We start from the raw sequence: 23,562 nt of genomic DNA, 5'->3' as shown, positions 1-23,562 counted from the left end.
GTGTTCCGGCTGGAGTCCGAATGGGTGTGGGACTTCTGGATCGCCGACGACGGCGAGACGTTCCATCTGTTCCACCTGCGCGCGCCGCAGAGCCTCGGCGACCCCGATCTGCGCCATCGTCACGCGCGGATCGGCCACGCGACCTCGCGCGACCTCCGGGAGTGGACCGATCACGGGGTCGTCCTCGGGCCGGGCGGACCGGGTGGTGCCGACGAGACGGCGACGTGGACGGGTTGCGTCGTGCGCGGCGACGACGGGCTCTGGCGCATGTTCTACACCGGCACGGTCTTCCTCGACCCCGGCTCGAACCGCAACGTCGAGTCGGTCCTCATGGCGACCTCCCCCGATCTGACCGAGTGGGACAAGCGCGACGGGTTCGTCCTGACGGCCGCGGGGGAGCTCTACGAGAAGCTCGGCGACAGCGTGTGGACCGACGAGGCGTGGCGTGATCCGTGGGTCTTCCGCGACCCGCAGGGCAACGGGTGGCACATGCTCGTCACGGCGCGGGCGAGGGGCGCGGAGCAGTCTTCGGGCGGCGTCGTCGGGCACGCGTGGTCGCCCGATCTCGACACCTGGACCGCGCAGCCCCACCTCGGCGCCGTGTCCACGCGGTTCCCGCACCTCGAGGTCCTGCAGACCGTCGAGGCGGCGGGCGAGCACCTCACCCTGTTCTGCGCGACGCGCTCCGACGGGGTCGACGGCGTCTGGGGGATGCCGACGGGGCCGGTCCCGGACGACGCCCGACCCGACGACGCCCGGCTGCTCGCCCCGGCCCCGGCGTACGCGGGCAGGGTGGTGCGGGACCGCGACGGCGTCCCCGTGCTCCTCGCCTTCACACGGGATGCCGCGGGTGCTCCGCTCGGCGTCGCCGACCCGGTCGACCTCGAGGCTCTCTGGCACGGCGCGGCGCATCTGGGATGATGACGGCATGATCATCGCCGGGTTGGTGTTCGCGGCGCTCGGCGCCGCCATCCACGTCTACATCTTCTATCTGGAGTCGATCGCCTGGACGGGCGCCGCGGCGCGCCGCACCTTCGGCACGACGGACGACACCGTGCACGTCACCAAGTCGTTCGCGTACAACCAGGGCTTCTACAACCTGTTCCTGGCGATCGCCGTGTTCCTCGGGATCGTCTTCGTCGCCACAGGCTCGACGGCGATCGGGGCGACCCTCGTCTTCGTGGGTACCGGGTCGATGGTCGCGGCGGGCCTCGTGCTGCTGCTGTCCGACCGGTCCAAGGCCCGCGCGGCCATGATCCAGCTGACGGCGCCCCTCATCGGCATCGTCCTCCTCGCGATCGGACTGGCGCTCTGAGACTCGCCGTCGTCGGCGCGGGAAAGATCGCCGCCGAGTTCCTGCCACATGCCCACCAGATCCCGGGGCTCGTGATCGAGGCGATCGTGGGCACCCGGCGCAGCCGGGCGGCGGTCGAAGAGACGGCCGCGGCCCACGGCATCCCCCACGTCTACACCGACCTCGACGCGTGTCTCGCCGAAGCGGACGTCGACACGGTGTGGGTGGCCGTGCCGAACGTGCTGCACGCGGACGTCGCCCGTCGCGCACTGCGGGCGGGTAAGCACGTCGTCTGCGAGAAGCCGTTCGTGCTGCGCGCGGAGGATCTCGCCGAGCTCCGGGCCCTCGCCGAGGAGCGCGAACTGATCCTCGTGGAAGCGATCAGCACGCAGTACCTCGCGAACGTCGAGTGGATGCGGCAGAACCTGAGCCGCCTCGGTGATCTGCGGCTCGTGCAGTGCGAGTACTCGCAGTACTCCTCGCGCTACGACGCGTTCCGGGAGGGTGCCGTCCTGCCGGCCTTCGACCCGGCGGCGGGCGGCGGTGCTCTGATGGACATCGGGATCTACGCGCTGCACCTGGTCGTCGGTCTCGTCGGCACCCCCGACACGGTCCTCTACACGCCGCGCATCGAGCGAGGCAGCGACACCTCGGGGGTCACGGTCCTCGGCTACCCCGACCTGACCGCCGTGTGCATCGGAGCAAAGGATTCCCCCGGACCCTCGCGCACCAAGATCCAGGGCACCGAGGGCGTCATGCTCGTCGACGGACCGCCCAACGAGATCTCCGCCGTCGAGCTCCGGCTCCGGGACGGGACCACCGAGCGGGTGGCGATGGACGACGACCCGCACCGCATGATCGCGGAGTTCCGTGCGTTCGTGCGGATGATCGCCGAGCACGACCTCGCCGAACGCGACCGTCGTCTCGACCACAGCGCCGCGGTGCTCGACGTCGCTCTGCGCGCGCTCGACTCCGCCGGCATCCGCCTCGGCTGAGCCGCCCGTTAGCCTGGTCGGATGAGCACCGTCGACCGCGCCCACCAGCCGATCCCGTGGTCCGAGGGCGCGTGGACGACGCCGCCCCCGACCGTGACGGAGCACGAGGGGATGCTGCGGGTCACCGCCGCCGAAGGCAGCGACGCGTGGCGGCTCACCTCCTACGGCTTCGTGCACGACACCGAGCACGCGCTGCTCGCGCCGATGCCCGACGGCACGGCGATGGAGGTCGAGTTCGACGCGGCGTTCGAGGCGCAGTTCGATCAGGCCGGGGTGTTCGTCCGCGTGGACGCGACGCGCTGGGTCAAAGCCGGTGTCGAGTTCTCCGACGGCGACCTGCAGCTGGGTGCCGTCGTCACGGACGGGATGTCGGACTGGTCGCTGGCGCCCGTCTCGGAGTGGCTCGGGCGTCGGATCACGGTGCGTGTCAGCCGCTCCGGCAACGCGCTCACGGTGCGGGCGGGGGCAGCGGGCGACCCCCTGCGCCTGGTCCGCGTGATCCCCTTCGCCGCCGACCTCGACACCGCGGCTGGGCCTTTCGCCTGCGCGCCGACGCGCGCCGGGTTGACGGTGCCGTTCGCCTCGTGGCGTCGGGGTCCCGCGGACGCCGAGCTGCACTGACCTCGCGCGAGGGGTGGATCGACGGGGCGTGGCACGCGGCATCCATCCGCGATAGGAACGACGGGACCGCCGCCGAGGGGGAGGATGCCGATGATCGACCGTGACGCGCTCGCGAGGTTCCTGCGCCACCGCCGGGAATCGCTCCAGCCCGAGGACGTCGGGCTGGCGCGCGGTCCGCGGCGGCGGACGGGGGGACTGCGCCGCGAAGAGGTCGCCGCGCTCGCTCACATGTCGACGGATTACTACGCCCGGCTCGAACGCGGCACCGGTCCGCATCCGTCCGAGCAGATGATCGCCGCGATCGCGCAGGGGCTGCATCTCAGCCTCGGCGAACGCGATCACCTGTTCCGGCTCGCCGGTCACACGGCGCCCGCGCGCGGAGCCTCCAGCGCGCACGTGGGGCCGGGGCTGCTCCGTATCCTCGACCGGCTCGAGGACACCCCGGCCGAGATCGTGACCGAGCTCGGCGAGACCCTGCGTCAGACGCCGCTTGCCGTCGCGCTGCTGGGGCCGGCGACCGCGCGGACCGGGCACGCCCGCAGCATCGGGTTCCGCTGGTTCACCGAACCCGATGCCCGAGCCGCCTACCCGGCCGAAGAGCAGGAGCGACTCTCGCGCGTCTACGCGAGCGGGCTCCGCGAGATCGTCGCGCTGCGCGGTCCCGACTCCGCCGCGGCCGAGATGGCGGGGGACCTGCGTCGCCGCAGCGCCGAGTTCGCCGCCCTGTGGGAACGGCAGGAGGTGGGACTCGCGCCGCCCGCGCTCAAGCGCTTCCGGCATCCCGAGGTCGGCATGCTCGAGCTCTCGTGCCAGACCCTGCTCGACCCCGAGCAGTCCCACCGCCTGCTCGTGTACACCGCCGTGCCGGGGAGCGAGAGCGCCGAACGCCTGCGACTGCTGGGTGTCATCGGGACGCAGCGCCTGTCCTGACGGCGAGGGGTGGATCCGCGATCCACGGCTGGGGCGGCCCTGGCAGGCGGCGCGCAGCGGTCGCAGGATCGGATCACACCGACAGATCACACCGAGCCAGGAGCACGCATGCCGACCACCCTCCCCACCCCCGACCTGACCGGCCGCCTCGCCGTCGTCACCGGCGCCAGCGACGGCATCGGTGTCGAGATCGCCACGGACCTCGCCCGCGCCGGCGCCGAGCTGATCCTCCCCGTGCGCAACGCCGCCAAGGGCGAGTCGGCCGCGCGCGGGGTCCGGGAACGGGTCGCCGGTGCGCGCGTGTCGACGCGTCCCCTCGACCTGTCGTCGCTCGATTCGGTCGCGGAGTTCACCGCGACGCTGCGGGCCGAAGGCCGTCCCGTGCACCTCCTCGTGAACAACGCCGGCGTCATGACCCCGCCGTCGCGCAGGGAGACCGCGGACGGGTTCGAACTCCAGTGGGGCACCAACCACCTCGGCCACGCCGCACTGACGCTGGGCCTGCTCCCCGTGCTCCGCGAGGGGCGCGCACGGGTCGTGCACCAGACGAGCATCGCGGCGCGGTCGGGCGGCATCGACCGCGGTGCCGTGACCACCCCCGAGGCATACGACGCGATGGCGGCGTACCGGTCGTCGAAGATCGCGGTCGCGTTCTTCGGCAGGGAACTCCACCGCCGCAGCCGGGACGCCGGGTGGGGTCTCACGAGCACGCTCGCTCACCCCGGGGTCTCGCCCACCAACCTGCTCGCCGCCCAACCCGGGCTGGGGCGCGAGCGCGAGACGGGCGCGCGGCGCGTCATCCGGTTCCTCTCCCGTGTCGGCGTCACCGGTACCGTCGCCGGCGCGGCCCTCCCCGCGGTGCTCGCGGCGACCGATCCGACCGCAGCAGGCGGGGAGTTCTACGGCCCGAAGCGACTCATCGGCGGCCCGCCTGCCCGCATCCCGCTCTGGTCGTCGCTGAGCGACGCCGACGCGGCCCGCCGCCTCTGGGACGAGACGCTGCAGGCGATCGGCACCCGCTTCGCGCTCTAAGACGTCGCCTGCGGGTCCGCAGGGCGATAGCCTCCGGGCATGACCGTGCGCACCGTGATCCTGTCGGGTACCGAGCGGTACGCCGACCCGTGGCATCCCTTCGCGGAGACCTCTGCCCGCCTCGTGGAGATCCTGCAGGGCATCGGGCACGACGTGACCGTCCGTGAGGACGTGGATGCCGCGATGGCCTCGCTCGCTGAGATCGACCTGGTCGTCGTCAACACGGGTGATCCGTGGCGCGGTGGGGAGCGAGGGGCGGAAGCCGCAAGCGTCGCCGCCTTCGATGCGGCGCTGGACCGCGGCGTCGGCGTCCTCGCCCTGCACTGCGCGGTCGCGTCTCTGCGCGACTACCCGCGCTGGGCGGGAGCGGTCGGCGCGGTCTGGTTGCCGACCCTGTCGTTCCACCCGCCGTTCGGGCGGGTCGTGGTCGACGTCGAGGGCGCGGTGCCGTTCTCGGTCGAGGACGAACGCTACTGCGCGCTGCAGGCCACCGGCGATCGGGAGGTCGTCGCCTGGCACGAGGGGGACGGCGGGCACCGTGAGCCGACCGCCTGGCGACGCACCGTCGGCCGCTCCCGTGTCGCGGTCGACGTGCTCGGCCACGACGCGCGGTCGTACGATGCGCCGGGGCACACCGCCCTCGTGGCGGAACTGGCGACCTGGGCTGCCGCGACGAGCTGAACCCGGGGGCCGACGAGCGGTCGTGAGGATCCCGTGAGGACGGACCGCGCGACCGTATGGATTCCGTGAGGACCGCGGGGACGGCAGGCCGCGCGGTGTTCCATCGGGGATGCGCCACACCGGCGCGCGGGCCGGCTCACGGCCTGCGGTCCCTCGAAACGGAGCGTCTCTCGTGCTCGACATCGTCTACGTACTGGGCGTCATCGTCCTGTTCGTGATCATCGGTCTGTTCGCCAAGGCGGTCGACCGGGTATGAACGTGTTCGACATCGTCGCCGCGGTGCTCGGCGTCGCCGCAATGGTCTACCTCTTCGTCGCGCTCGTGAAGCCGGAGAAGTTCTGATGGCGTGGCTTTCCGCCGTCCTCACCCTCGCGACGCTCGCGCTCATCCTCGCCGTCGCCTACCGCCCCGTGGGCGACTACATGGCCTGGGTGTACACCTCGCCGAAGGATGCCCGGGCCGAGCGCGGTCTGTACCGGCTGATCGGCGTCGACCCGGCATCCGCTCAGACGTGGCAGGCCTACGCACGCAGCGTGCTCGCGTTCTCCGTCGTCGGCGTGCTCGTCGTCTACCTGCTCCAGCGCGTGCAGCAGTGGCTGCCGTGGTCGCTCGGCCTCCCGGCACCCAGCGAGTCGCTCTCGTTCAACACGGCGGTCTCGTTCGTGACGAACACGAACTGGCAGTCGTACTCGCCCGAGCTGACCCTCGGCTACACCGTGCAGTTGGCGGCGCTCGCCGTGCAGAACTTCGTCTCGGCGGCCGTCGGCCTGGCCGTCGCGATCGCCCTCGTGCGCGGCCTCGCCTACCGCCGCAGCGGGACGATCGGCAACTTCTGGGTCGACCTGACCCGCGGCACGGTGCGTCTGCTCCTGCCGCTGTCGCTCGTCGCGGCGGTGGTGCTGCTGGCGGGTGGCGTCGTGCAGAACCTCGCCGGGTTCACCGACGTGACGACCGTCGCCGGCACCGCGCAGAGCATCCCCGGTGGCCCGGTTGCCTCGCAGGAGGCCGTCAAGCTCCTCGGCACCAACGGTGGCGGCTTCTTCAACGCCAACTCCGCGCACCCGTTCGAGAACCCGACCGGCTGGACGAACCTGTTCGAGATCGTCCTCATGCTCCTCATCCCGTTCTCGCTGCCGCGCACCTTCGGCACGATGCTCGGCGACAAGCGCCAGGGCTACGCGATCCTCGGGGCGATGGGCGTCCTGTTCCTCGCCTCGACGCTCGCCCTCACGGCCCTGGAGCTCGCCGGGCGCGGCACCGCGCCCGAGCTCGCCGGCGCCGCCCTCGAAGGCAAGGAGGTGCGCTTCGGGATCGTCGGGTCGACGATCTTCGGGTCGACGAGCACCCTCACCTCGACGGGCGCCGTCAATTCCATGCACGACTCGTACACGGCCCTCGGCGGCATGATGCCGATGCTCAACATGATGCTCGGAGAGCTCGCTCCCGGTGGCGTCGGGTCGGGGCTCTACGGCATGCTCGTGATGGCGGTCCTCGCGGTCTTCGTCGCCGGCCTCCTCGTCGGACGCACGCCCGAGTACCTGGGCAAGAAGATCGGCCCCCGTGAGATCAAGCTCGCGAGCATCTACATCCTCGTGACCCCGATCCTCGTGCTCGTGGGCACGGCGCTGAGCTTCGTGATCCCCGCGGTGCGCGAGGACGTCACGACGACCTCGATCTGGAACCCCGGCATCCACGGGTTCAGCGAAGTGCTCTACGCCTTCACCTCGGCCGCGAACAACAACGGCTCGGCCTTCGCGGGGCTCACGGCGAACACGCCGTGGCTGAACACCGCCCTCGGCATCGCGATGCTGCTCGGCCGGTTCCTGCCGATCGTGCTGGTCCTCGCCCTCGCCGGCTCGTTCGCCGCGCAGGACAAGGTCCCCGCCACGGCGGGCACGCTGCCGACGCACCGACCGTTGTTCGTGGGCCTCCTCATCGGCGTGATCGTCATCGTGACCGCCCTCACCTACTTCCCCGTACTCGCGCTGGGCCCCCTCGCAGAAGGACTGATCTGACATGTCCACCACCACCCTCGAACCGGTCGCCCCCGCCCCCGCGCCGCGCCGCGGCATCGACGACGCCGCCATCGCGGCCGCCCTGCCGGGCGCGCTGCGCAAGCTCGACCCCCGCGCCCAGTGGCGCAACCCTGTGATGTTCATCGTGTGGGTCGGCGCCGCCCTGACGACCGTGCTGGCCGTCGCGGAGCCGTTCCTCGACGGTCCCGCCGACTCGGGCGGCACCGCCGTCCCCGCCCCCTTCACGGCGATCATCGCGGTCTGGCTGTGGTTGACGGTCGTGTTCGCGAACGTCGCGGAGTCCGTCGCCGAAGGCCGCGGCAAGGCGCAGGCCGAGACGCTCCGCAAGACCCGCACGAGCACCGTCGCCCACCGCGTGACCGGGTACGACGAGGCGACGGATGCCGCGGCCGAACGCGTCACCATCGACGACGTCTCGTCGGCCGACCTCACCCTCGGGGACGTCGTCGTCGTGGCGGCGGGCGACCTGATCCCCGGCGACGGCGACGTCGTGCACGGCATCGCCTCGGTCGACGAGTCCGCCATCACCGGCGAGTCGGCCCCCGTCATCCGCGAATCCGGCGGTGACCGCAGCGCCGTCACCGGCGGCACCCGGGTGCTTTCTGACCGCATCGTCGTGCGCATCACGTCGAAGCCGGGCGAGACCTTCGTCGACCGGATGATCGCGCTCGTCGAGGGTGCGGCCCGGCAGAAGACCCCCAACGAGATCGCGCTGAACATCCTGCTGGCGAGCCTGTCGATCATCTTCGTCGTCGTCGCCCTCATCCTGAACCCGGTCGCCTCGTACGCGGCGGCGCCGGTCAGCATCCCGGTGCTCGTCGCGTTGCTGGTCTGCCTCATCCCGACGACGATCGGTGCGCTCCTGTCGGCCATCGGCATCGCCGGCATGGACCGGCTCGTGCAGCGGAACGTCCTCGCGATGTCCGGACGCGCCGTCGAGGCCGCCGGCGACGTGACGACGCTCCTCCTCGACAAGACCGGGACCATCACCTACGGCAACCGGCAGGCGGCCGAGTTCGTCCCGCTCGCCGGCCAGGCGCAGCAGGAGCTCACGCGCGCCGCGGCGCTGTCCTCGCTCGCCGACCCGACACCCGAGGGCAGCTCGATCGTCGCGCTCGCCGTCCGTCGCGGGGTCGATGTGACCGGGGACTCGCGCGGTGTGATCGTCCCGTTCACGGCGCAGACCCGCATGAGCGGCCTCGACCTGCCCGACGGCTCGGCGATCCGCAAGGGCGCCGGGTCCGCGATCATCGGCTGGCTCGAGCAAGATGGTGCCGCGCTGCCCGAGGGTGTTCGCACCGACCTGACCGCCCGCACCGAGGAGATCTCGCAGTCCGGCGGCACCCCGCTGGTCGTCGCGACGAAGGATGCCGCCGGCGCCGGGCGCGTGCTCGGGGTCGTCCACCTCAAGGACGTCGTCAAGGACGGGCTCCGCGAGCGGTTCGCCGAGCTGCGGTCCATGGGCATCCGCACCGTGATGATCACGGGCGACAACCCGCTCACCGCGGCGGCGATCGCGAAGGAGGCGGGCGTCGACGACTTCCTCGCCGAGGCGACCCCCGAGGACAAGCTCGCCTACATCCGCACCGAGCAGGAGGGCGGCAACCTCGTCGCGATGACCGGCGACGGCACGAACGACGCGCCCGCCCTCGCGCAGGCGGACGTCGGCGTCGCGATGAACTCGGGCACGTCGGCGGCCAAGGAGGCCGGCAACATGGTCGACCTGGACTCCGACCCGACGAAGCTCATCGACATCGTCCGCATCGGCAAGCAGCTGCTCATCACTCGCGGGGCATTGACCACGTTCTCGATCGCGAACGACATCGCGAAGTACTTCGCGATCATCCCCGCGATGTTCATGGGGGTGTTCCCCCAGCTCGGCGCCCTGAACATCATGGGGCTGCACTCGCCGGCATCCGCTGTGCTCTCGGCGATCATCTTCAACGCGCTCGTCATCATCGCCCTCATCCCGCTCGCCCTCCGCGGCGTGCGGTACCGACCGGGCGGCGCGTCGTCGATCCTCGGTCGCAACCTCGCCGTCTACGGGCTAGGCGGCGTCATCGCCCCCTTCCTCGGGATCTGGCTGATCGACCTGCTCGTCCGCCTCCTCCCCGGCTTCTGATCCGAAGGACCTCCCGTCATGAACAGCACGTCCCGCGCCACCGGGCGCACCCTCGCCGTCGCCGTCCGCGCGATGGTCGTCTTCACCGTCCTGCTGGGTGTCGGCTACACCGGCGTCGTCACCCTCGTCGGCCAGCTCGCCCTGCCCGCGCGGGCGAACGGCTCCCTCGTCCGGACGGACGCCGGCGAGGTGGTGGGCTCGTCCTTGATCGGCCAGTCCTTCACGGATGCCGACGGTGCTGCGCTCCCGCAGTACTTCCAGTCCCGCCCCTCGGCCGCGGGCGACGGGTACGACGGCGGCGCGTCGTCGGGCTCGAACCTCGGCCCCGAGAACGCCGACCTGGTCGCCGCGATCGCCGAGTGCAAGGCGGCGATCGCCGAACGCGAGGGCGTGCCCGAGTCGGCCGTGCCCGCCGATGCGGTCACCGCCTCGGCATCCGGACTCGACCCGCACATCAGCCCCGCGTACGCTTCGATCCAGGTCGACCGCGTCGCCGAGGCCCGCGGACTGGACGCGTCCGAGGTCCGGCGGTTGGTCGCCGAGTACACGCAGGGACCCGATCTCGGCTACCTCGGCGGGTCGACCGTGAACGTGGTGGAACTCAACCTCGCCCTCGACGGACTCGAGGGGCGAGACGGGCTCGGAGGCTGACAGTGGGGGGACGCGGACGGCTGCGTGTGCTGCTGGGCGCCGCCCCCGGTGTGGGCAAGACCTACACGATGCTCGAAGAAGGGCGCCGCCTCGCGGCGGAGGGCAAGGACGTCGTCATCGCCGTCGTCGAGACCCATGGGCGCGCGGCGACCCGACGGATGACGGAGGGGCTCGAACAGGTGCCCCGCCGCGAGGTGGCTCACCGCGGGGTGACGCTGACCGAGATGGACCTCGACGGTGTGATCGCCCGGCATCCGGACGTCGCCCTCGTCGACGAACTCGCGCACACCAACGCGCCCGGCTCAGCGAACGAGAAGCGCTGGCAGGACGTGCAGCAGCTGTTGGATGCCGGCGTCTCGGTCATCTCGACCGTCAACATCCAGCACATCGAGTCGCTCAACGACGTCGTCCAGCAGATCACCGGCGCTCCGCAACGCGAGACCGTCCCCGATCAGGTGCTCCGGGCGGCCGATCAGGTCGAGGTGGTCGACCTCGCACCGCAGGCGCTGCGGGACCGGCTCGCGGGCGGTCTCGTCTACCCGGCGGAGCGGGTGGATGCCGCCCTGTCGAACTACTTCCGCCTGGGCAACCTCACGGCCCTGCGCGAGCTGGCGCTGCTGTGGCTGGCCGACGAGGTCGATCAAGCGCTCGCCTCGTATCGCGCCGAGCACGGCATCGACAGCCGGTGGGAGGCGCGCGAGCGGGTGGTCGTCACCCTCACGGGCGGGCCGGAGGGGGAAACCCTACTGCGTCGCGGTGCCCGCATCGCGGCGCGGTCGGCGGGCGGGCAGCTCCTCGCGGTGCACGTCACGAGCAACGACGGTCTCCGCAGCGGCGACCCCGGCGCCCTCGCCGAGCAGCGTGCCCTCGTCGAGAAACTCGGCGGGACCTTCCATCAGGTCGTCGGCGAGGACGTCCCGACCGCTCTCGTCGAGTTCGCGCGGTCGGTCAACGCGACGCAGCTCGTCCTCGGGGTCAGCCGCCGCAGCCGACTCGCGGCGCTCGTCACCGGGCCGGGCATCGGCGCCACCGTCATCCGCGAATCGGGCGACATCGACGTCCACATCGTCACGCATTCCGCCGCGGGCGGGCGGTCTGCCCTCCCGCGACTGGGGGGCGCGCTGTCGCTGCGCCGCCGCGTCGCGGGTTTCGTCCTCGCCTTCGTGGCGGGGCCGCTGCTCACGTGGCTGCTGGTGTCGTTCCACTCCGCGGAATCGATCACGAGCGACGTGTTGAGCTACCAGCTCCTCGTCGTGGTGGTCGCCCTCATCGGCGGCATGTGGCCCGCGCTGTGGGCGGCCGTCCTGAGCGGGCTCACCCTCAACTTCTTCTTCGTCGACCCGCTCTACACGCTGCAGATCAAGTCGCCGCGCGAGGTCCTCGCTCTCCTGCTCTACGTCGTCATCGCGGTGCTCGTCAGTGTCGTCGTCGACCGCGCGGCCCGCACGACCCGCGTCGCGCGCCGTGCGGCCGCCGAGGCGGAGCTTCTGCAGACGGTGGCGGGCAGCGTGCTCCGCGGCGGCGGGGCCGTCGAAGCGCTCGTCGAGCGGACGCGGGAGGCCTTCCGCCTGGCCGGTGTGCGGCTCGTGTCGGGCGAGACGACACTCGCAGCCAGCGGCGAGCCCCTGCGCGACGGGCGGCACACGGCCCTCGCGGTGGGGGATCGTGCGGTGCTCGAACTGCACGGACACGACCTGCAGGCCTCGGAACGCCGGCTGCTCGCCGCGATCGTCGCGCAGTTGGATGCCGCGCTGCAGCGCGCCGATCTGGCCGAGGTCGCGAGCGGTCTCGCTCCGCTCGAGGCGTCGGACCGGGTGCGGAGCGCCCTGCTGTCGGCCCTCAGCCACGATCTGCGTCGTCCGCTCGCGGCGGCGACCGCCGCCGTCGGCGGACTCCGCAGCGGCACCTACACCGACGGCGACCGCGAGGAGCTGCTGCAGACGGCCACCGAGTCGCTCGGCATGCTCGCCGCCCTCGTCACCGACCTCCTCGACGTGAGCCGGCTGCAGGCCGGGGCGCTCGCCGTCGCCCTGCAGCCCGTCGACCCGGCCGACGCGGTCCTCCCGGCTCTCGAGGAGGTGGGTGCCGGACCGGCATCCGTCGACATCGACCTCGATGCGGATGCCGTGGTCAGCGCCGATCCCGTGCTCCTCCAGCGCGTGATCGTCAATCTCCTCGCCAACGCGTTGCGGTTCTCGCCCGAGGGGCGGCGGGTCCGTATCGCGACGAGCCGCTTCGGCCCGGCCGCCGAGATCCGGATCATCGACCACGGACCCGGCATCCCCGCAGAGCGTCGCGACGACGTCTTCGTCCCCTTCCAGCGGCTCGGCGACACCGACAACAGCACGGGCCTCGGTCTCGGCCTCGCCCTCTCGAAGGGCTTCGTCGAGGGGATGGGCGGTACGCTCACCCCCGAGGACACGCCGGGCGGCGGGCTGACGATGGTCGTCTCGCTGCCGCTGGCCCGCGAGGAGGAGGACGCGTGAGGATCCTCATCGCCGACGACGACCCGCAGATCGTGCGCGCCCTGCGGATCACCCTCGCGGCGCGCGGATACGAGGTGTTCACCGCGACCGACGGCGCCCAGGCGATCGCCGCTGCGGTGGACCACCACCCCGACATCTTCCTGCTCGACCTCGGGATGCCGCAGCTCGACGGCATCGAGGTCATCCACGCGATCCGGGGCTGGTCCGAGGCGCCGATCCTCGTCGTGTCGGGGCGCACCGGCGCCGCCGACAAGGTCGACGCGTTGGATGCGGGTGCCGACGACTACGTGACCAAGCCGTTCTCGATCGACGAGCTGCTCGCCCGCATCCGCGCCCTCACCCGTCGGGCCCCGCAACAGGAGCCCGACCCGGTGACCGAGTTCGGTTCGATCTCGGTCGACCTGGCTGCGCGGAGCGTGACCAGGACGTCTGCGGGGCACACCGAGCGGGTGCGGCTCACCCCGACGGAGTGGCAGCTGCTCGAGATCCTGCTGCGCAACCCCGGCAAGCTCGTCACCCGGCAGACGATCCTGACGTCCATCTGGGGGAGCGAGCACGTGAGCGACACCGGGTACCTGCGCCTCTACGTGTCGCAGCTCCGTCGCAAACTCGAGGACGACCCGGCCCAGCCGCGCCACATCCTCACCGAGGCGGGCATGGGTTACCGCTTCGAGCTCTGATCCGGACCTCGACGGGGCGGTCTGGCCCGCACGGTGGATCCTCACACGGACCGGTTAGCGTGGTCCGGGCATCGAACCGGGGAGGCGCACATGACGGCAGGCCGCAGGCGCGCGTCGCCGCGCGTCCGGCGCGGTCGTCTCGCGGCGCTCGCCGTCGGGATCGGTGTCGCACCCGCCGCCGTCGTGGTGCTGCTCGCCGCGTGTCTGCCGTCTGTTCCGTCCCCTACCGAGCCCGACGGGGTGCCGCTTCCGCCGGTGTCGTCCCGCTGGGCCGACACTCCGCCGCCGGCGCTCGCCGTGGCGGGTGCGGACCCCTCACGAGCGCCCGCCGTGGATCTCGTCGATCCGGACTGGGCGTCCCGTGTCGCAGCGGCCACCGGCATCCCCCGTCGCGCGGTCGTCGCGTATGCGGCGGCCGACCTCACCGTCGCCCACGAGCAACCGGCGTGCGAGATCGGCTGGAACACGCTCGCGGGGATCGGCTGGGTGGAATCCCGTCACGGGGCGTACGGCGGCTCCCATCTCGATGAGAGCGGCCTGGTGACGCCCCGCATCCTCGGCCCGCGGCTCGACGGTGACGGGGTCGCGGCGATCCCCGACACCGACGGCGGCGCGCTCGACGGAGACGAGGAGTGGGACCGTGCTGTCGGGCCCCTGCAGTTCATCCCCGAGACCTGGCGCCGCTGGGGCGCCGACGGCGACGCCGACGGGACGCGTGACCCCCACCACATCGACGATGCGGCACTGGCGGCCGCGCGATACCTCTGCCGGTCCGGCCCGATGGCGTCGGAGACCGCGTGGCGCGACGCCGTCTTCACCTACAACCCGCTGACCCGGTACATCGACGACGTCGCGACGCGTGCCAACGAGTACGCACAGTTGAGTGCGATCGAGGGCTGAGGTCCCGGAGAAAGGTGGGGGCCCCGGCGATAAGCCCGATCGCCGGGGCCCGTTGTAAGCGCGGGAGAAAAAATCGGTGACCCGAACACCTCTCGTCTCGACCGTCCGCCTACGTACCTTGCGCGATCAACGCTAGGCGAGCAGAGCCGAGGCCCCGGGGGCATTGACGCCGCGGTCGACCATCTGCTATCCGAACCGGGTAACCCGCGTCCCGGATGGTGTCAAGCCCCTCGGTGCGGCCTGCCCACGGGGAGAAGGTGGCTCTCGCGAGGGGGTCCGCTCGCGAGCAGGTCGAGGACGATCTGCGAACACGCTACATCCGGAGGTGCGACCGTGAGTGACGATCCTGTCGGGAGATTGATCCTCCAGCCGCTGTCCGCATCCGCGTGGCGGCTGTGCGACTCGTCGGTCGCCGCATCGGATGCGGCGAGTCTGCTGGCCTACGTCGAGGCGGCGGACGACGGCGGCTACGACGTCACATGGGTCTACTTCACCCGCGGGACGGCCTGGTATCCGACGGTGGATGAGCTTCTGCGGGGAGCGCTCCGACACCTCTCCGCGGCCACGCCGCGCCGGGTCAAGCCGAAGCCCATCGCGCACCGACCGCCGCTGGCTGCCCTGCAGGACTAATACCCCGCCTCGTCCACTGTCAAGATCGTGACTCGTCGGCGGATTCGTCGCATGCTGAATGCTTGACGTCCGTCCACGACCGAGGAGCCCCGATGAACCGCATCGACATCTCGTACGGCGGGCAGTGGTACAGCATCGGGAATCGCACCGTCGATGAGGTGCACCGGGAGATCCAGGAGGGGATGGCCGCCGGTCAGCATTGGCTCGCCGTCAACGACGGCGAGGGGAGTCCGCGGCCCGCATACCTGCTCCTCACCCCGGGCGTGCCGATCGCGGTGATCCCCGTGCCGGAACCCCAGGACCCGCCCGTCGACGGTCAGGCGCCCGCTTTCGACGATCCCGACCCCGACGGGCTGCCGCCGTCCTGGCGCGGGCCCCGCATCCACCCGGACCGGCAGCGCTCCATCTGAGGCGTATCCCCGGTGCCGGTGACGGTCAAGGGGATGACACGCGTCGGTCCCCGCAGCCAGACTCGGGGGATGAGCGACGCGAACGATGCCCGAAACGGTTTCCAGTCCGGCCCTTCGATGTCACAGAACTCCGCCGACGACGGCCAAAAACTCGAGGGGATCATCGCCCAGTGCCAGGCGGATCTCGCCGGCCAGGACGGCGCCGATGCCCGTCTTCTGCTGGAACGCCGGGTGAAGGACGCCGGCATGACGCTCTCCGACGAGGAGATGAGCGCCGCCCTCTCACGCCTCGGCGCCTGACGCGTTCCGGCTATCACCGGGGTCGTCGGCTGCGCAACCCGATGTCCCTGTCCGCCGTGCCGGCATAGCGTGGCACTGACCCCGTTCGAGAAAGAAGGATGTGTCATGACGACAACAGAGACGAAGTCCGCGACCTCGGCGACCCGCAACAAGCGTCGCCCCGCCAAGTCGGGTGCTCAGCTGACGGAGGAGCAGAACGCGGAGCGTGGATTCACCGCGTCGCAGAAGCTCAGCGACAACCTGCAGGCCGTCCTGGTCGACCTCCTCGAGCTCTCCATCCAGGGCAAGCAGGCGCACTGGAACGTGGTCGGCAAGAACTTCCGCGACACCCACCTCCAGCTCGATGAGATCATCGACGCTGCGCGCGAGTTCAGCGACACCGTGGCCGAGCGGATGCGGGCGTTGCACGCCGTGCCCGATGGACGCAGCGACACGGTCGCCGAGACCACGACGCTGCCGGAGTTCCCCCACGGCGAGGTGCTCACCGCGGACGTGATCGACCTCGTCACGGAGCGCCTCGAGGCGACGATCGGGACGTGCCGTGACGTGCACGACGAGGTCGACGACGAGGACCCCACGAGCGCCGACATCCTGCACGGCATCCTCGAGAGCCTCGAGCAGTTCGCCTGGATGATCAGCGCAGAGAACCGCACGCCTCGCTGATCCGCCGGAGAACCTGCGAGGGCCGCGTCACTCCGTGATGCGGCCCTCGTGCTCGTCGTCGAACATGGCGGGCAGCAGCTGGATGCCGCCGGAGGAGTTGGCGGAGGCTGCGAGCTCCTCGATCCACTCGCGGTTGAGCGTCGGTGCCTCGGGCTCGTCGAAGACGAACCGGAGAGGGATCGCAGGGTGGAGCCAGATGGTCGTCCGGCCGGGGGAGTCGCCGTCGGGATGCCGCCACGACAGCGTGAACGCCTCGGAGCGGCGCAGCTTGGTGGCGATCACGATCTTCAGGTGTGCGAGTGCGCGATCCGCGATCCGGATCGGTGTCGCCGAGCTGCCGTAGTAGATCACGCCCATGGGGCCACCATAATGGGACGAGACCGTCGCGACTCCGCGATGACACGACGAGGAGGCCGCAGTGGGCAAGTTCATCTATGAGGATTCCATCAAGGTGGACTTCGAGGATCGCACCCTTGCCCACCTCCAGCAGGTGATCGGCAACAAGCTTCGCCGTGGCGAGTCCTTCCACTTCACATGGCGCGATGACAAGAGCATCGGCGAGGGCCGCACCTCCGTCTGGCTCCACCCTCACGCGTCGCTGGTGTTCAAGTACTACGGCAGCCGCCAGTCGCGCATCAACCGCGCATGGTCCGAAGCGCTCATGTACGCGGCCAACTCGCCTGCGGGCCTCCACCTCGTGCCGGAGCCGGCCGATCCCGGCGAGGTCGAGAGCGCCGTCTGACCTCGACGTGACGGTCGCCGACCGTGGTAAGCCGTTCCAGCGGGAAAAAAGATGCCGCCCCGCGCCGTGGGGGGTCGGCGGGCGGGGCGGCACTGTGGGGGTCTCGGCTCGAAATCACACCAGGAGGGGCGGGGTCCCGAAGCGTTCGGTGAAATCGGCGGCGAGGGCGTCCTCGTAGGCGTCCGCGTCGTCGGTCAGGTCGGGGTGGCTCACGCGGCTGCCACCGGGCGACGCGTATCGGGACGCGCGGCGGAGATCTCGGGGATGTCCAGATCGGCGTCGAGGACGAGCCCACCGTTCGAGGTGGCCTGGTCCGCCATCTCGCGCAGCGTCGCGGGGTTGAGGGGGATCGCGGCCGCCTGGTCGTAGACGAAGCGGAGCGGGATCGACGGCTGGAACCAGAGGGTCGTGCGACCCTCGCCGTCCGCGCCCGTCCCCTTCCAAGACACGACGAAACTCTCGCTGCGCCGCAGCTTGGTCGTCGCGACGGCGGCGAGATGGGCGAGGATGCGGTCCGGCATGACGATGGGGGAATCGAGGTTCCCGTAGTAGAGGCTTCCCATGACGTTCTCCTGGTGTGTGTCGTGGTGAGTGGGTCAGTGGTGGGCGGGCCGGGCCGTGGACCGGTGGGGCCGCTGTCGTGAAAGCGAATCGAGGATGATCGCCCGCCACCCCGTGCGCTGCTCAGGGATGAGAGTGACCCCGAGCGCGGTGAAGGGCGCCGGGATGGGGTGAGCGGGTGTGGGAGTCATCGTTCCGTTCCTGAATTACTAGCTAAACAATACATCTAGTAGATTTCACATCTCTTGTCTATCATTGAATCCGAGAAGGACAGAAACTGTCACAGATTCGGACATGTAAGGTGGTGAAGTCGATGGAGGTGCTCGACTCGTACGACTCTGTGGACGTTCGCGACACGATCGCGACGTGGCACGAGGTCGAGGCGGGCTTCTGGGTCGGCAGCACCCACGGCGCGTTCCTCGGGACCGTCGAACAGAACGCCACCGAATGGATCGCCCGAGATCACGTGGGCGGCCTGGTGGGGAAGTATTCGGACGCCGCAGAGGCTCGGGCGGCGATCGGATGAAGATGTCGGACAGTCGTCCCGAGCCGAGGAGTTGACATGCCTCAGTCCATCGTGCGACACGAGCACACCCACCTTTACGCTGCGCAGCCGCAGTCGACCGCCGGGCGAGAACTGAGCAACGCCATCCTCGAACTCCGTCACGCCGAGCAGGTGCAGGCCGACCGGTCGCAGCGGATCTCAGGTCTCGGCGGCATCGACCTCGCCGCGCTGCGGTACCTGGTGCAGGCGCAGCGCGAAGAGCGCGAGGTCAGCCCCAAGGACATCATCGTGATGCTCGGAACCTCGAGCGCGACGGTCACGAATGTGATCGAACGCCTCGTCGGCAAGGGATACGTCCTCCGCGAGCAGCACCCCTCCGACCGTCGCGCGCACTATCTGGTGCCCACGGAGTCGGCGGCGGATCTGGTCGACGAGGTGTACGGCGCCCACCACGGAGCCGTCGTGTCGGTGATCGACAGTCTCGACGAGAAGGCGGCCAGCGTGACGGCGGACACCATCCGTCGTATCGCCGCCACGCTCGACGATCTCGCCCGTCGCGGCTGAACCGTCCCCCGGGTCACCGGACGCGAGGGGTCGCTTCAGATCGCGGTGTCCGGCCCCAGACGGTGCCACGTGCGGTTGTGGTACACGAGCGGCGACGTCGACTCGCGGTCGATGTTCGCCTGCAGGGCGTGCGCGGCGATGACCGTCGAGCCGCCGGCATCCATCCGGTCGATCACGGCGCACCGCACCCACGCGCGGACACCGTGGTAGACCGCCTCGCCGGTCACGAGGCGTGACCAGGGGAGTTCGGCGAAGCGGTCGATCCCGCTGGTCGCACCGATCTCCGCCAGGCGAAGGTCGTCCGCGTCCAACAGGTGGACGACGAGGGTCTCGGCCGCCGCGAGCACCGGGGCCGCCGACGACTGTGCCGACACCGAGAAGATCAAAAGCGGAGGGTCGGCGCTGACCGACGACACCGAGGTGGCGGTCAAGGCGACCGGGCCGTTACCGGCATCGGCGGTGATCACGGCGACACCGCCAGGGTGCCCGCGGAAGACGGCCTTGAACTCCTCTGGCGACAGTGACTCGCCGAGCCCCGAAGCGGCGGGTCCTTGATCACCCGGAGCGGCGTGTGCGGGGGATGTCATACATCGAACCTACGGTCGCGCGGCGGGTGCGAGGGTCATGTGTCCGAACCTTTCGCCCTGTTGCGCCAGATGACGACGATGCCGGCCGGGCACGGATGCCGGGCGTCCGGTACGCTGATCGGGTGCTGACCCTTCGCTGTTGTCGTCGCTGACCGCCGGTTACCCGGCGACTCCCGCGACCCCATCAGCTTCCGCGCCTCTGAGAGCGCGGCATCCCGTCAGGAAGAATCCGTGCGTTACGCCACCTCCATCGCCGACCTCGTCGGCAACACCCCCCTCGTCCGACTGAACAGCGTCACCGAGGGCATCGCCGCCACCGTCCTCGCCAAGGTGGAGTACTTCAACCCCGGCAGTTCGGCCAAGGACCGCATCGCGCGGAACATCATCGACGCCGCCGAGCGTGACGGGCTCCTGGGGCCCGGCGGCACGATCGTCGAGCCCACGAGCGGCAACACCGGGGTGGGGCTCGCCCTCGTCGCCCTCCAGCGCGGCTATCGCATGATCTTCGTCGTGCCCGACAAGTTCGCCGGCGAGAAGGTCGCGGTCCTGAAGGCCTACGGCGCCGAGATCGTGATGACGTCGACGAGCGTCCCGCCCGAGCATCCCGACTCGTATTACAGCGTCTCCGACCGGCTCGCCGCCGAGATCCCCGGCGCCTTCAAGCCCAACCAGTTCGCGAACCTCAACGGCCCCCGCGGTCACTACGAGACCACCGGCCCCGAGATCTGGCGCGACACGGACGGCCGCGTGACGCACTTCGTCGCCGGGGTCGGCACGGGCGGGACGATCAGCGGCACCGGGCGCTTCCTCAAGGAGGCGAGCTCCGGCGCGGTCGCGGTGGTCGGCGCCGACCCCGAAGGCTCCATCTACTCCGGCGGCGACATCCACGGATACCTCGTCGAGGGTGTCGGCGAGGACTTCATGCCCGCCACGTTCGACCCGACCGTCGTCGACCGCTACGAGAGGGTCGGGGACGCCGAATCGTTCGCGATGACCCGCCGTCTCGCGCGTGAGGAGGGGCTGCTCGTCGGCGGATCCTCGGGCATGGCGGTCGTGGCGGCGCTCCGCGTCGCGCGCGACCTGCCCGCGGATGCCGTCATGGTCGTCCTCCTGCCCGACCACGGTCGCGGCTACCTCAGCAAGATCTACGACGACGGCTGGATGACCGAACACGGCTTCTCCGTCGCCCCCGCCACCGACATCACCGGGAGCCTCGCATGAGCGCACAGTCCTCCGCACGCGGATTCGCCAGCCTCGCCGTCCACGCCGGTCAGGAGCCCGACGAGGTGACGGGTGCCGTCATCCCGCCCGTCCACTTCTCGACCACCTACGCGCAGGACGGCATCGGCGGCCTGCGCGGCGGCTACGAGTACGGCCGCAGCGGCAACCCGACCCGTACCGCGCTGCAGACGCAGCTCGCCGCGATCGAGGGCGGCGCGCACGCTCTTTCCTTCGCCTCCGGGCTCGCCGCTGAGGATGCGCTTCTGCGCGCCGTCCTCCGACCCGGCGACGAGGTGCTGCTCGGCAACGACGTCTACGGCGGCACGTTCCGCCTCATCTCCCGTGTCCTCGGCGACTGGGGAGTGACGCTGCGCGTCGTCGACATGAGCGACCTCGACGCCGTCGGAGCGGCCGTCGCCGAGCGGGCGCCCCGCATCCTGTGGGTCGAGACCCCCTCCAACCCTCTGCTGCGCATCACCGACATCGCGGGCCTCGCCCAGATCGGCCACGGTGCCGGCGCGCTCGTCGTCGTCGACAACACGTTCGCGACGCCGGCGCTGCAGCGCCCGCTCTCGTTCGGAGCCGACGTCGTCGTGCACTCCACGACCAAGTACCTGGGGGGTCACTCCGACGTCGTCGGCGGCGCGCTCGTGCTGAACGACGACGCGCTCGCCGAGAAGATCGGCTTCCTGCAGTTCGCAGTCGGGGCGGTGTCGGGGCCGCTCGACGCGTGGCTGACGACGCGCGGGATCAAGACGCTCGCGGTGCGCATGCGCCAGCACAGCGAGAACGGCATGGCCGTGGCATCCTTCCTCGACGGACATGACCGCGTTGCGCGGGTCTACTACCCGGGCCTCGCCTCGCACCCCGGGCACGAGCTCGCATCGCGGCAGATGGCGGGCTTCGGCGGCATCGTCTCGCTCGCGCTCGAGTCGGGTGAGGCGGCGCGCCGCTTCGCCGAGTCGCTGCAGCTGTTCACGCTGGCCGAGTCGCTCGGCGGCGTCGAGTCACTCGTGAACTACCCCGACGCGATGACCCATGCCTCCGTCCGCGGCACCGAGGCGGCGGTGCCCGTCGAGGTCGTCCGACTGTCCGTGGGCATCGAGGACATCGACGACCTGCTCGCCGACGTCGAGCAGGCCCTGCGGGCCTGACCCGTCGGCCGGCCGTCGACGGCACGGCGGTCGATCCGTCCGCGGGGTGCGCAACGGCGGAGATCCTCGGCGGCTCGCTGCATCGGTGGGTCGTGGTGCGGCGCGTCGGCACGAATCTCCGTTGTTCGGCCGGGGCGAGGTTCCCGCGCGGCGATAGCGTGGCGGCATGACACACGCGAAATGGGCCATCCTCGGGGCCGGGGCGATCAGCGGGGACTTCGCGCGCGCGCTGCCGGCGTCGGAACTCGGGCGACTCCACGCTGTCGGTGCGCGCGAGGTGTCGCGTGCGGAGGAGTTCGCCGCGGCCTTCGGGGCGCCGGTCGTCGGCACCTACGACGAGATCCTGGACCGCGACGACATCGACGCGGTCTACATCGGCACGGTCCACACCACGCACGTGGATCTCGTACATCAGGCGCTCGCCGCGGGAAAGGCGGTGCTGTGCGAGAAGCCGTTGGGTGTCGATCCCGACGAGACGGATGCCGCGATCGCCGCGGCCCGACGCGCCGGACTCCCGCTCGTCGAGGCGTTCAAGTACCGGTTCGGGCCGTTCGCCGACCGTCTTCGGGAGCTCCTCGAGGGCGGCGGGCTCGGCGAGATCGTCGAGGTCGAGTCGTCGCTCGGCTTCGCTGCCGGCTCCCACACGGGCAGGCTGTTCGACCCCGCGACGGCGGGAGGAGCGATCCTCGACGTGGGGTGCTACCCCCTGTCGCTGGTCGTCGGCGTCGCCGCCTGGACGGGTCGCGACCTCGAGGGACTGGCCGTGCGGGCGGTCGCCGGCACGATCGGCGAGACGGGCGTCGACGTGAGCGCCGCGGCATCCATCGACCTCGGCGGCGCCTCGGCGAACATCCGCACCGCGATCGTGCACGACCTGCCGCGGCTGACGCGCATCGTCGGGCGAGAGGCGAGCCTGGAGATCCCCAACGTGTGGGGAAGCCGGACCGACAGCACTGAGACGGCGACGCTCATCCGCACCGACGGTACGCGCGAGGAGATCGAGGTGCCGACGGTGCAGCCGATGGCGGCCGAGGCGGATGCCACGATCCGCGCGCTCCGTGAGGGGCGCACCGAGGCGCCGGAGATCCCATGGGAGCAGACCCGCACGATCGCTCGGCTGCTCGCGCAGTGGCGCGGCGGCATCGACTGATCAGCGTGCGCGCCGCCACCACCGGCGCGCGGGCCGTCCGGGTTCCACCGACGAAGCGGATGCCGCGGCCCGCTCTGCGCGCCGGGCGCGCCACGCGGCGACCTCCTCGTCGGGGTCGCGCGTCGGCGTGACCACGGGCGGTCCGCCCTGCAGCTGCCGGCGCGCTTCGTTGACGCGGCGGGAGAAGTCCTCCGTGTACTCGCGGACGTCCTCCTCCCGGTGGAAGGCGTCGACCCGCTCCTCGAACTCGGCGTGCTCGATGCGCAGCCGCAGGGCGGGCGGCCCGAGTCCCGACAGCTGTTCGGTCTGGATCTTGCGTTTGATCCACCAGTCCGGGTCGTGCGAACCGTTCAGGCCCTCGAGCGGCTTGCCGGCGCCGGGCAGGTCGTCGAAGTCGCCGCGGCGGATCGCCTGCTGGATGGCCGTCTCGACGTACATGGCGCGTTCGGTCCCGGTGGGGGTGCCGGCATGGCGCTCGGGCTCGGCGGGCGGCGCGTCGCCATGCTCGCGCGCGGCCCGATCAACGCGGTAGCGCGCCGCCCTCAGGCGGGGGTCGTCGTCCATGCCGCGGTCATCGGCCATTCATCCAGGGTACGGCGCGTCGATCTTGTAGGGGTGTTGCCGGGTATGCATATACTCAGAAAACA

At 71.0% G+C, this 23,562-nt stretch carries 30 protein-coding genes; 25 read left to right on the top strand and 5 right to left on the bottom strand.

The genetic code is table 11. The annotated features are described in order from the left end of the window. The 19 genes from ACIGEP_RS15870 to ACIGEP_RS15780 all read left to right on the top strand — a co-directional run bounded on the left by ACIGEP_RS15870 (position 1) and on the right by ACIGEP_RS15780 (position 16,431). On the top strand, positions 1–921 hold the full coding sequence (locus tag ACIGEP_RS15870) for a glycosyl hydrolase family 32 (RefSeq protein ID WP_396662591.1): 921 nt from the start codon (positions 1–3) through the stop codon (positions 919–921). A 7-nt stretch (positions 922–928) separates the two neighbouring features. Continuing rightward, positions 929–1,315 (top strand): DUF1304 domain-containing protein, encoded by a 387-nt coding sequence (locus tag ACIGEP_RS15865; protein WP_396662590.1) that lies wholly within the window; start codon positions 929–931, stop codon positions 1,313–1,315. Beyond that, positions 1,312–2,289, top strand: coding sequence for a Gfo/Idh/MocA family protein (locus tag ACIGEP_RS15860; protein ID WP_396662621.1), 978 nt, complete (start codon positions 1,312–1,314; stop codon positions 2,287–2,289). Before ACIGEP_RS15865 ends, ACIGEP_RS15860 begins: the two co-directional genes overlap by 4 nt. Positions 2,290–2,310: 21 nt before the next feature. Continuing rightward, positions 2,311–2,910 carry a DUF1349 domain-containing protein gene (locus ACIGEP_RS15855; RefSeq protein ID WP_396662589.1) on the top strand — a complete coding sequence of 200 codons (600 nt, stop codon included), beginning with the start codon at positions 2,311–2,313 and terminating at the stop codon, positions 2,908–2,910. A gap of 90 nt (positions 2,911–3,000) precedes the next feature. Continuing rightward, the gene (locus ACIGEP_RS15850; RefSeq protein WP_396662588.1) at positions 3,001–3,840 is read left to right on the top strand and encodes a helix-turn-helix transcriptional regulator; all 840 of its coding nucleotides are present in this window, start codon (positions 3,001–3,003) and stop codon (positions 3,838–3,840) included. Positions 3,841–3,948: 108 nt separating this feature from the next. Continuing rightward, complete coding sequence (locus ACIGEP_RS15845; RefSeq protein WP_396662587.1) at positions 3,949–4,872, top strand: SDR family oxidoreductase; 924 nt, start codon at positions 3,949–3,951, stop codon at positions 4,870–4,872. A gap of 39 nt (positions 4,873–4,911) precedes the next feature. Continuing rightward, positions 4,912–5,553, top strand: coding sequence for a ThuA domain-containing protein (locus tag ACIGEP_RS15840; protein ID WP_396662586.1), 642 nt, complete (start codon positions 4,912–4,914; stop codon positions 5,551–5,553). A 109-nt stretch (positions 5,554–5,662) separates the two neighbouring features. Continuing rightward, entirely contained in the window at positions 5,663–5,809 is a 147-nt protein-coding gene (locus ACIGEP_RS15835; protein ID WP_396662585.1) for a hypothetical protein, read from the top strand. Then, positions 5,806–5,895: a K(+)-transporting ATPase subunit F gene (gene kdpF, locus ACIGEP_RS15830; protein ID WP_396662584.1), complete on the top strand. Its 90-nt coding sequence runs from the start codon at positions 5,806–5,808 to the stop codon at positions 5,893–5,895. The genes ACIGEP_RS15835 and kdpF overlap by 4 nt, the downstream gene beginning before the upstream one ends. Continuing rightward, on the top strand, positions 5,895–7,568 hold the full coding sequence (gene kdpA, locus ACIGEP_RS15825; RefSeq protein WP_396662583.1) for a potassium-transporting ATPase subunit KdpA: 1,674 nt from the start codon (positions 5,895–5,897) through the stop codon (positions 7,566–7,568). Before kdpF ends, kdpA begins: the two co-directional genes overlap by 1 nt. 1 nt (position 7,569) lies before the next feature. Continuing rightward, complete coding sequence (gene kdpB, locus ACIGEP_RS15820; protein ID WP_396662582.1) at positions 7,570–9,711, top strand: potassium-transporting ATPase subunit KdpB; 2,142 nt, start codon at positions 7,570–7,572, stop codon at positions 9,709–9,711. 18 nt (positions 9,712–9,729) lie between these two features. Next, on the top strand, positions 9,730–10,362 hold the full coding sequence (kdpC, locus tag ACIGEP_RS15815) for a K(+)-transporting ATPase subunit C (protein ID WP_396662581.1): 633 nt from the start codon (positions 9,730–9,732) through the stop codon (positions 10,360–10,362). Positions 10,363–10,364: 2 nt separating this feature from the next. Further along, positions 10,365–12,848 (top strand): DUF4118 domain-containing protein, encoded by a 2,484-nt coding sequence (locus ACIGEP_RS15810; protein ID WP_396662580.1) that lies wholly within the window; start codon positions 10,365–10,367, stop codon positions 12,846–12,848. Beyond that, positions 12,845–13,528 carry a response regulator gene (locus tag ACIGEP_RS15805; RefSeq protein ID WP_396662579.1) on the top strand — a complete coding sequence of 228 codons (684 nt, stop codon included), beginning with the start codon at positions 12,845–12,847 and terminating at the stop codon, positions 13,526–13,528. Before ACIGEP_RS15810 ends, ACIGEP_RS15805 begins: the two co-directional genes overlap by 4 nt. Before the next feature lie 90 nt (positions 13,529–13,618). Next, positions 13,619–14,428 carry a lytic transglycosylase domain-containing protein gene (locus ACIGEP_RS15800; RefSeq protein ID WP_396662578.1) on the top strand — a complete coding sequence of 270 codons (810 nt, stop codon included), beginning with the start codon at positions 13,619–13,621 and terminating at the stop codon, positions 14,426–14,428. 333 nt (positions 14,429–14,761) lie between these two features. Then, on the top strand, positions 14,762–15,058 hold the full coding sequence (locus ACIGEP_RS15795) for a hypothetical protein (RefSeq protein WP_396662577.1): 297 nt from the start codon (positions 14,762–14,764) through the stop codon (positions 15,056–15,058). Between the two features lie 92 nt (positions 15,059–15,150). Further along, positions 15,151–15,468, top strand: a complete 318-nt coding sequence (locus tag ACIGEP_RS15790) for a hypothetical protein (RefSeq protein ID WP_396662576.1) — start codon at positions 15,151–15,153, stop codon at positions 15,466–15,468. 69 nt (positions 15,469–15,537) lie between these two features. Then, positions 15,538–15,768 (top strand): hypothetical protein, encoded by a 231-nt coding sequence (locus ACIGEP_RS15785; RefSeq protein WP_396662575.1) that lies wholly within the window; start codon positions 15,538–15,540, stop codon positions 15,766–15,768. Between the two features lie 105 nt (positions 15,769–15,873). Then, positions 15,874–16,431 (top strand): Dps family protein, encoded by a 558-nt coding sequence (locus tag ACIGEP_RS15780; RefSeq protein ID WP_396662574.1) that lies wholly within the window; start codon positions 15,874–15,876, stop codon positions 16,429–16,431. Between the two features lie 27 nt (positions 16,432–16,458). On the opposite strand, the gene ACIGEP_RS15775 is transcribed toward ACIGEP_RS15780, so the two are convergent. After that, entirely contained in the window at positions 16,459–16,788 is a 330-nt protein-coding gene (locus ACIGEP_RS15775) for a hypothetical protein (RefSeq protein WP_396662573.1), read from the bottom strand. A 61-nt stretch (positions 16,789–16,849) separates the two neighbouring features. On the opposite strand from ACIGEP_RS15775, the gene ACIGEP_RS15770 reads away from it, so the two are divergent. Then, positions 16,850–17,173 carry an ATP-dependent DNA ligase gene (locus ACIGEP_RS15770; protein WP_396662572.1) on the top strand — a complete coding sequence of 108 codons (324 nt, stop codon included), beginning with the start codon at positions 16,850–16,852 and terminating at the stop codon, positions 17,171–17,173. Positions 17,174–17,382: 209 nt separating this feature from the next. Here the strand turns inward: ACIGEP_RS15770 and ACIGEP_RS15765 are convergent, their stop codons facing one another. Together ACIGEP_RS15765 and ACIGEP_RS15760 are read right to left on the bottom strand one after the other, a co-directional pair. After that, on the bottom strand, positions 17,383–17,736 hold the full coding sequence (locus ACIGEP_RS15765; RefSeq protein ID WP_396662571.1) for a hypothetical protein: 354 nt from the start codon (positions 17,734–17,736) through the stop codon (positions 17,383–17,385). Positions 17,737–17,769: 33 nt separating this feature from the next. After that, positions 17,770–17,925: a hypothetical protein gene (locus ACIGEP_RS15760; RefSeq protein ID WP_396662570.1), complete on the bottom strand. Its 156-nt coding sequence runs from the start codon at positions 17,923–17,925 to the stop codon at positions 17,770–17,772. 110 nt (positions 17,926–18,035) lie between these two features. Between ACIGEP_RS15760 and ACIGEP_RS15755 the strand changes: the two genes are divergently transcribed. Further along, the gene (locus ACIGEP_RS15755; protein ID WP_396662569.1) at positions 18,036–18,260 is read left to right on the top strand and encodes a hypothetical protein; all 225 of its coding nucleotides are present in this window, start codon (positions 18,036–18,038) and stop codon (positions 18,258–18,260) included. Between the two features lie 36 nt (positions 18,261–18,296). Then, a complete protein-coding gene (locus ACIGEP_RS15750) occupies positions 18,297–18,803 on the top strand; it encodes a MarR family winged helix-turn-helix transcriptional regulator (RefSeq protein ID WP_396662568.1) in 507 nt (168 codons plus the stop codon). Between the two features lie 35 nt (positions 18,804–18,838). Here ACIGEP_RS15750 and ACIGEP_RS15745 read toward each other — a convergent pair whose 3' ends face one another. Further along, the gene (locus tag ACIGEP_RS15745; protein WP_396662567.1) at positions 18,839–19,390 is read right to left on the bottom strand and encodes a flavin reductase family protein; all 552 of its coding nucleotides are present in this window, start codon (positions 19,388–19,390) and stop codon (positions 18,839–18,841) included. A gap of 231 nt (positions 19,391–19,621) precedes the next feature. Between ACIGEP_RS15745 and ACIGEP_RS15740 the strand changes: the two genes are divergently transcribed. The 3 genes from ACIGEP_RS15740 (at position 19,622) to ACIGEP_RS15730 (ending at position 22,915) form a co-directional block, all read left to right on the top strand. Next, positions 19,622–20,611, top strand: coding sequence for a pyridoxal-phosphate dependent enzyme (locus ACIGEP_RS15740; protein ID WP_396662566.1), 990 nt, complete (start codon positions 19,622–19,624; stop codon positions 20,609–20,611). After that, positions 20,608–21,765: a cystathionine gamma-synthase gene (locus ACIGEP_RS15735; protein ID WP_396662565.1), complete on the top strand. Its 1,158-nt coding sequence runs from the start codon at positions 20,608–20,610 to the stop codon at positions 21,763–21,765. Before ACIGEP_RS15740 ends, ACIGEP_RS15735 begins: the two co-directional genes overlap by 4 nt. Before the next feature lie 166 nt (positions 21,766–21,931). Next, positions 21,932–22,915, top strand: a complete 984-nt coding sequence (locus tag ACIGEP_RS15730; protein ID WP_396662564.1) for a Gfo/Idh/MocA family protein — start codon at positions 21,932–21,934, stop codon at positions 22,913–22,915. On the opposite strand, the gene ACIGEP_RS15725 is transcribed toward ACIGEP_RS15730, so the two are convergent. Continuing rightward, positions 22,916–23,497: a DUF1992 domain-containing protein gene (locus tag ACIGEP_RS15725; protein WP_396662563.1), complete on the bottom strand. Its 582-nt coding sequence runs from the start codon at positions 23,495–23,497 to the stop codon at positions 22,916–22,918. It lies immediately after the preceding gene. Positions 23,498–23,562 lie beyond the last annotated feature (65 nt).

The organism is Microbacterium sp. NPDC077663, assembly GCF_044542795.1.
In the GTDB taxonomy this organism is placed as follows: domain Bacteria; phylum Actinomycetota; class Actinomycetes; order Actinomycetales; family Microbacteriaceae; genus Microbacterium.
This window is presented reverse-complemented; position numbering and strand designations above follow the sequence as displayed.

What these genes read in the sequence shown, in the direction of transcription:
- ACIGEP_RS15865 (WP_396662590.1), top strand. Translation starts at nt 929, where the DNA reads ATGATCATCGCCGGGTTGGTGTTCGCGGCGCTCGGCGCCGCCATCCAC.
- ACIGEP_RS15855 (WP_396662589.1), top strand. Translation starts at nt 2,311, where the DNA reads ATGAGCACCGTCGACCGCGCCCACCAGCCGATCCCGTGGTCCGAGGGC.
- ACIGEP_RS15850 (WP_396662588.1), top strand. Translation starts at nt 3,001, where the DNA reads ATGATCGACCGTGACGCGCTCGCGAGGTTCCTGCGCCACCGCCGGGAA.
- ACIGEP_RS15845 (WP_396662587.1), top strand. Translation starts at nt 3,949, where the DNA reads ATGCCGACCACCCTCCCCACCCCCGACCTGACCGGCCGCCTCGCCGTC.
- ACIGEP_RS15840 (WP_396662586.1), top strand. Translation starts at nt 4,912, where the DNA reads ATGACCGTGCGCACCGTGATCCTGTCGGGTACCGAGCGGTACGCCGAC.
- ACIGEP_RS15835 (WP_396662585.1), top strand. Translation starts at nt 5,663, where the DNA reads ATGCGCCACACCGGCGCGCGGGCCGGCTCACGGCCTGCGGTCCCTCGA.
- kdpF (WP_396662584.1), top strand. Translation starts at nt 5,806, where the DNA reads ATGAACGTGTTCGACATCGTCGCCGCGGTGCTCGGCGTCGCCGCAATG.
- kdpA (WP_396662583.1), top strand. Translation starts at nt 5,895, where the DNA reads ATGGCGTGGCTTTCCGCCGTCCTCACCCTCGCGACGCTCGCGCTCATC.
- kdpB (WP_396662582.1), top strand. Translation starts at nt 7,570, where the DNA reads ATGTCCACCACCACCCTCGAACCGGTCGCCCCCGCCCCCGCGCCGCGC.
- kdpC (WP_396662581.1), top strand. Translation starts at nt 9,730, where the DNA reads ATGAACAGCACGTCCCGCGCCACCGGGCGCACCCTCGCCGTCGCCGTC.
- ACIGEP_RS15800 (WP_396662578.1), top strand. Translation starts at nt 13,619, where the DNA reads ATGACGGCAGGCCGCAGGCGCGCGTCGCCGCGCGTCCGGCGCGGTCGT.
- ACIGEP_RS15790 (WP_396662576.1), top strand. Translation starts at nt 15,151, where the DNA reads ATGAACCGCATCGACATCTCGTACGGCGGGCAGTGGTACAGCATCGGG.
- ACIGEP_RS15785 (WP_396662575.1), top strand. Translation starts at nt 15,538, where the DNA reads ATGAGCGACGCGAACGATGCCCGAAACGGTTTCCAGTCCGGCCCTTCG.
- ACIGEP_RS15780 (WP_396662574.1), top strand. Translation starts at nt 15,874, where the DNA reads ATGACGACAACAGAGACGAAGTCCGCGACCTCGGCGACCCGCAACAAG.
- ACIGEP_RS15775 (WP_396662573.1), bottom strand. Translation starts at nt 16,788, where the DNA reads ATGGGCGTGATCTACTACGGCAGCTCGGCGACACCGATCCGGATCGCG.
- ACIGEP_RS15765 (WP_396662571.1), bottom strand. Translation starts at nt 17,736, where the DNA reads ATGGGAAGCCTCTACTACGGGAACCTCGATTCCCCCATCGTCATGCCG.
- ACIGEP_RS15760 (WP_396662570.1), bottom strand. Translation starts at nt 17,925, where the DNA reads ATGACTCCCACACCCGCTCACCCCATCCCGGCGCCCTTCACCGCGCTC.
- ACIGEP_RS15750 (WP_396662568.1), top strand. Translation starts at nt 18,297, where the DNA reads ATGCCTCAGTCCATCGTGCGACACGAGCACACCCACCTTTACGCTGCG.
- ACIGEP_RS15745 (WP_396662567.1), bottom strand. Translation starts at nt 19,390, where the DNA reads ATGACATCCCCCGCACACGCCGCTCCGGGTGATCAAGGACCCGCCGCT.
- ACIGEP_RS15735 (WP_396662565.1), top strand. Translation starts at nt 20,608, where the DNA reads ATGAGCGCACAGTCCTCCGCACGCGGATTCGCCAGCCTCGCCGTCCAC.
- ACIGEP_RS15730 (WP_396662564.1), top strand. Translation starts at nt 21,932, where the DNA reads ATGACACACGCGAAATGGGCCATCCTCGGGGCCGGGGCGATCAGCGGG.
- ACIGEP_RS15725 (WP_396662563.1), bottom strand. Translation starts at nt 23,497, where the DNA reads ATGGCCGATGACCGCGGCATGGACGACGACCCCCGCCTGAGGGCGGCG.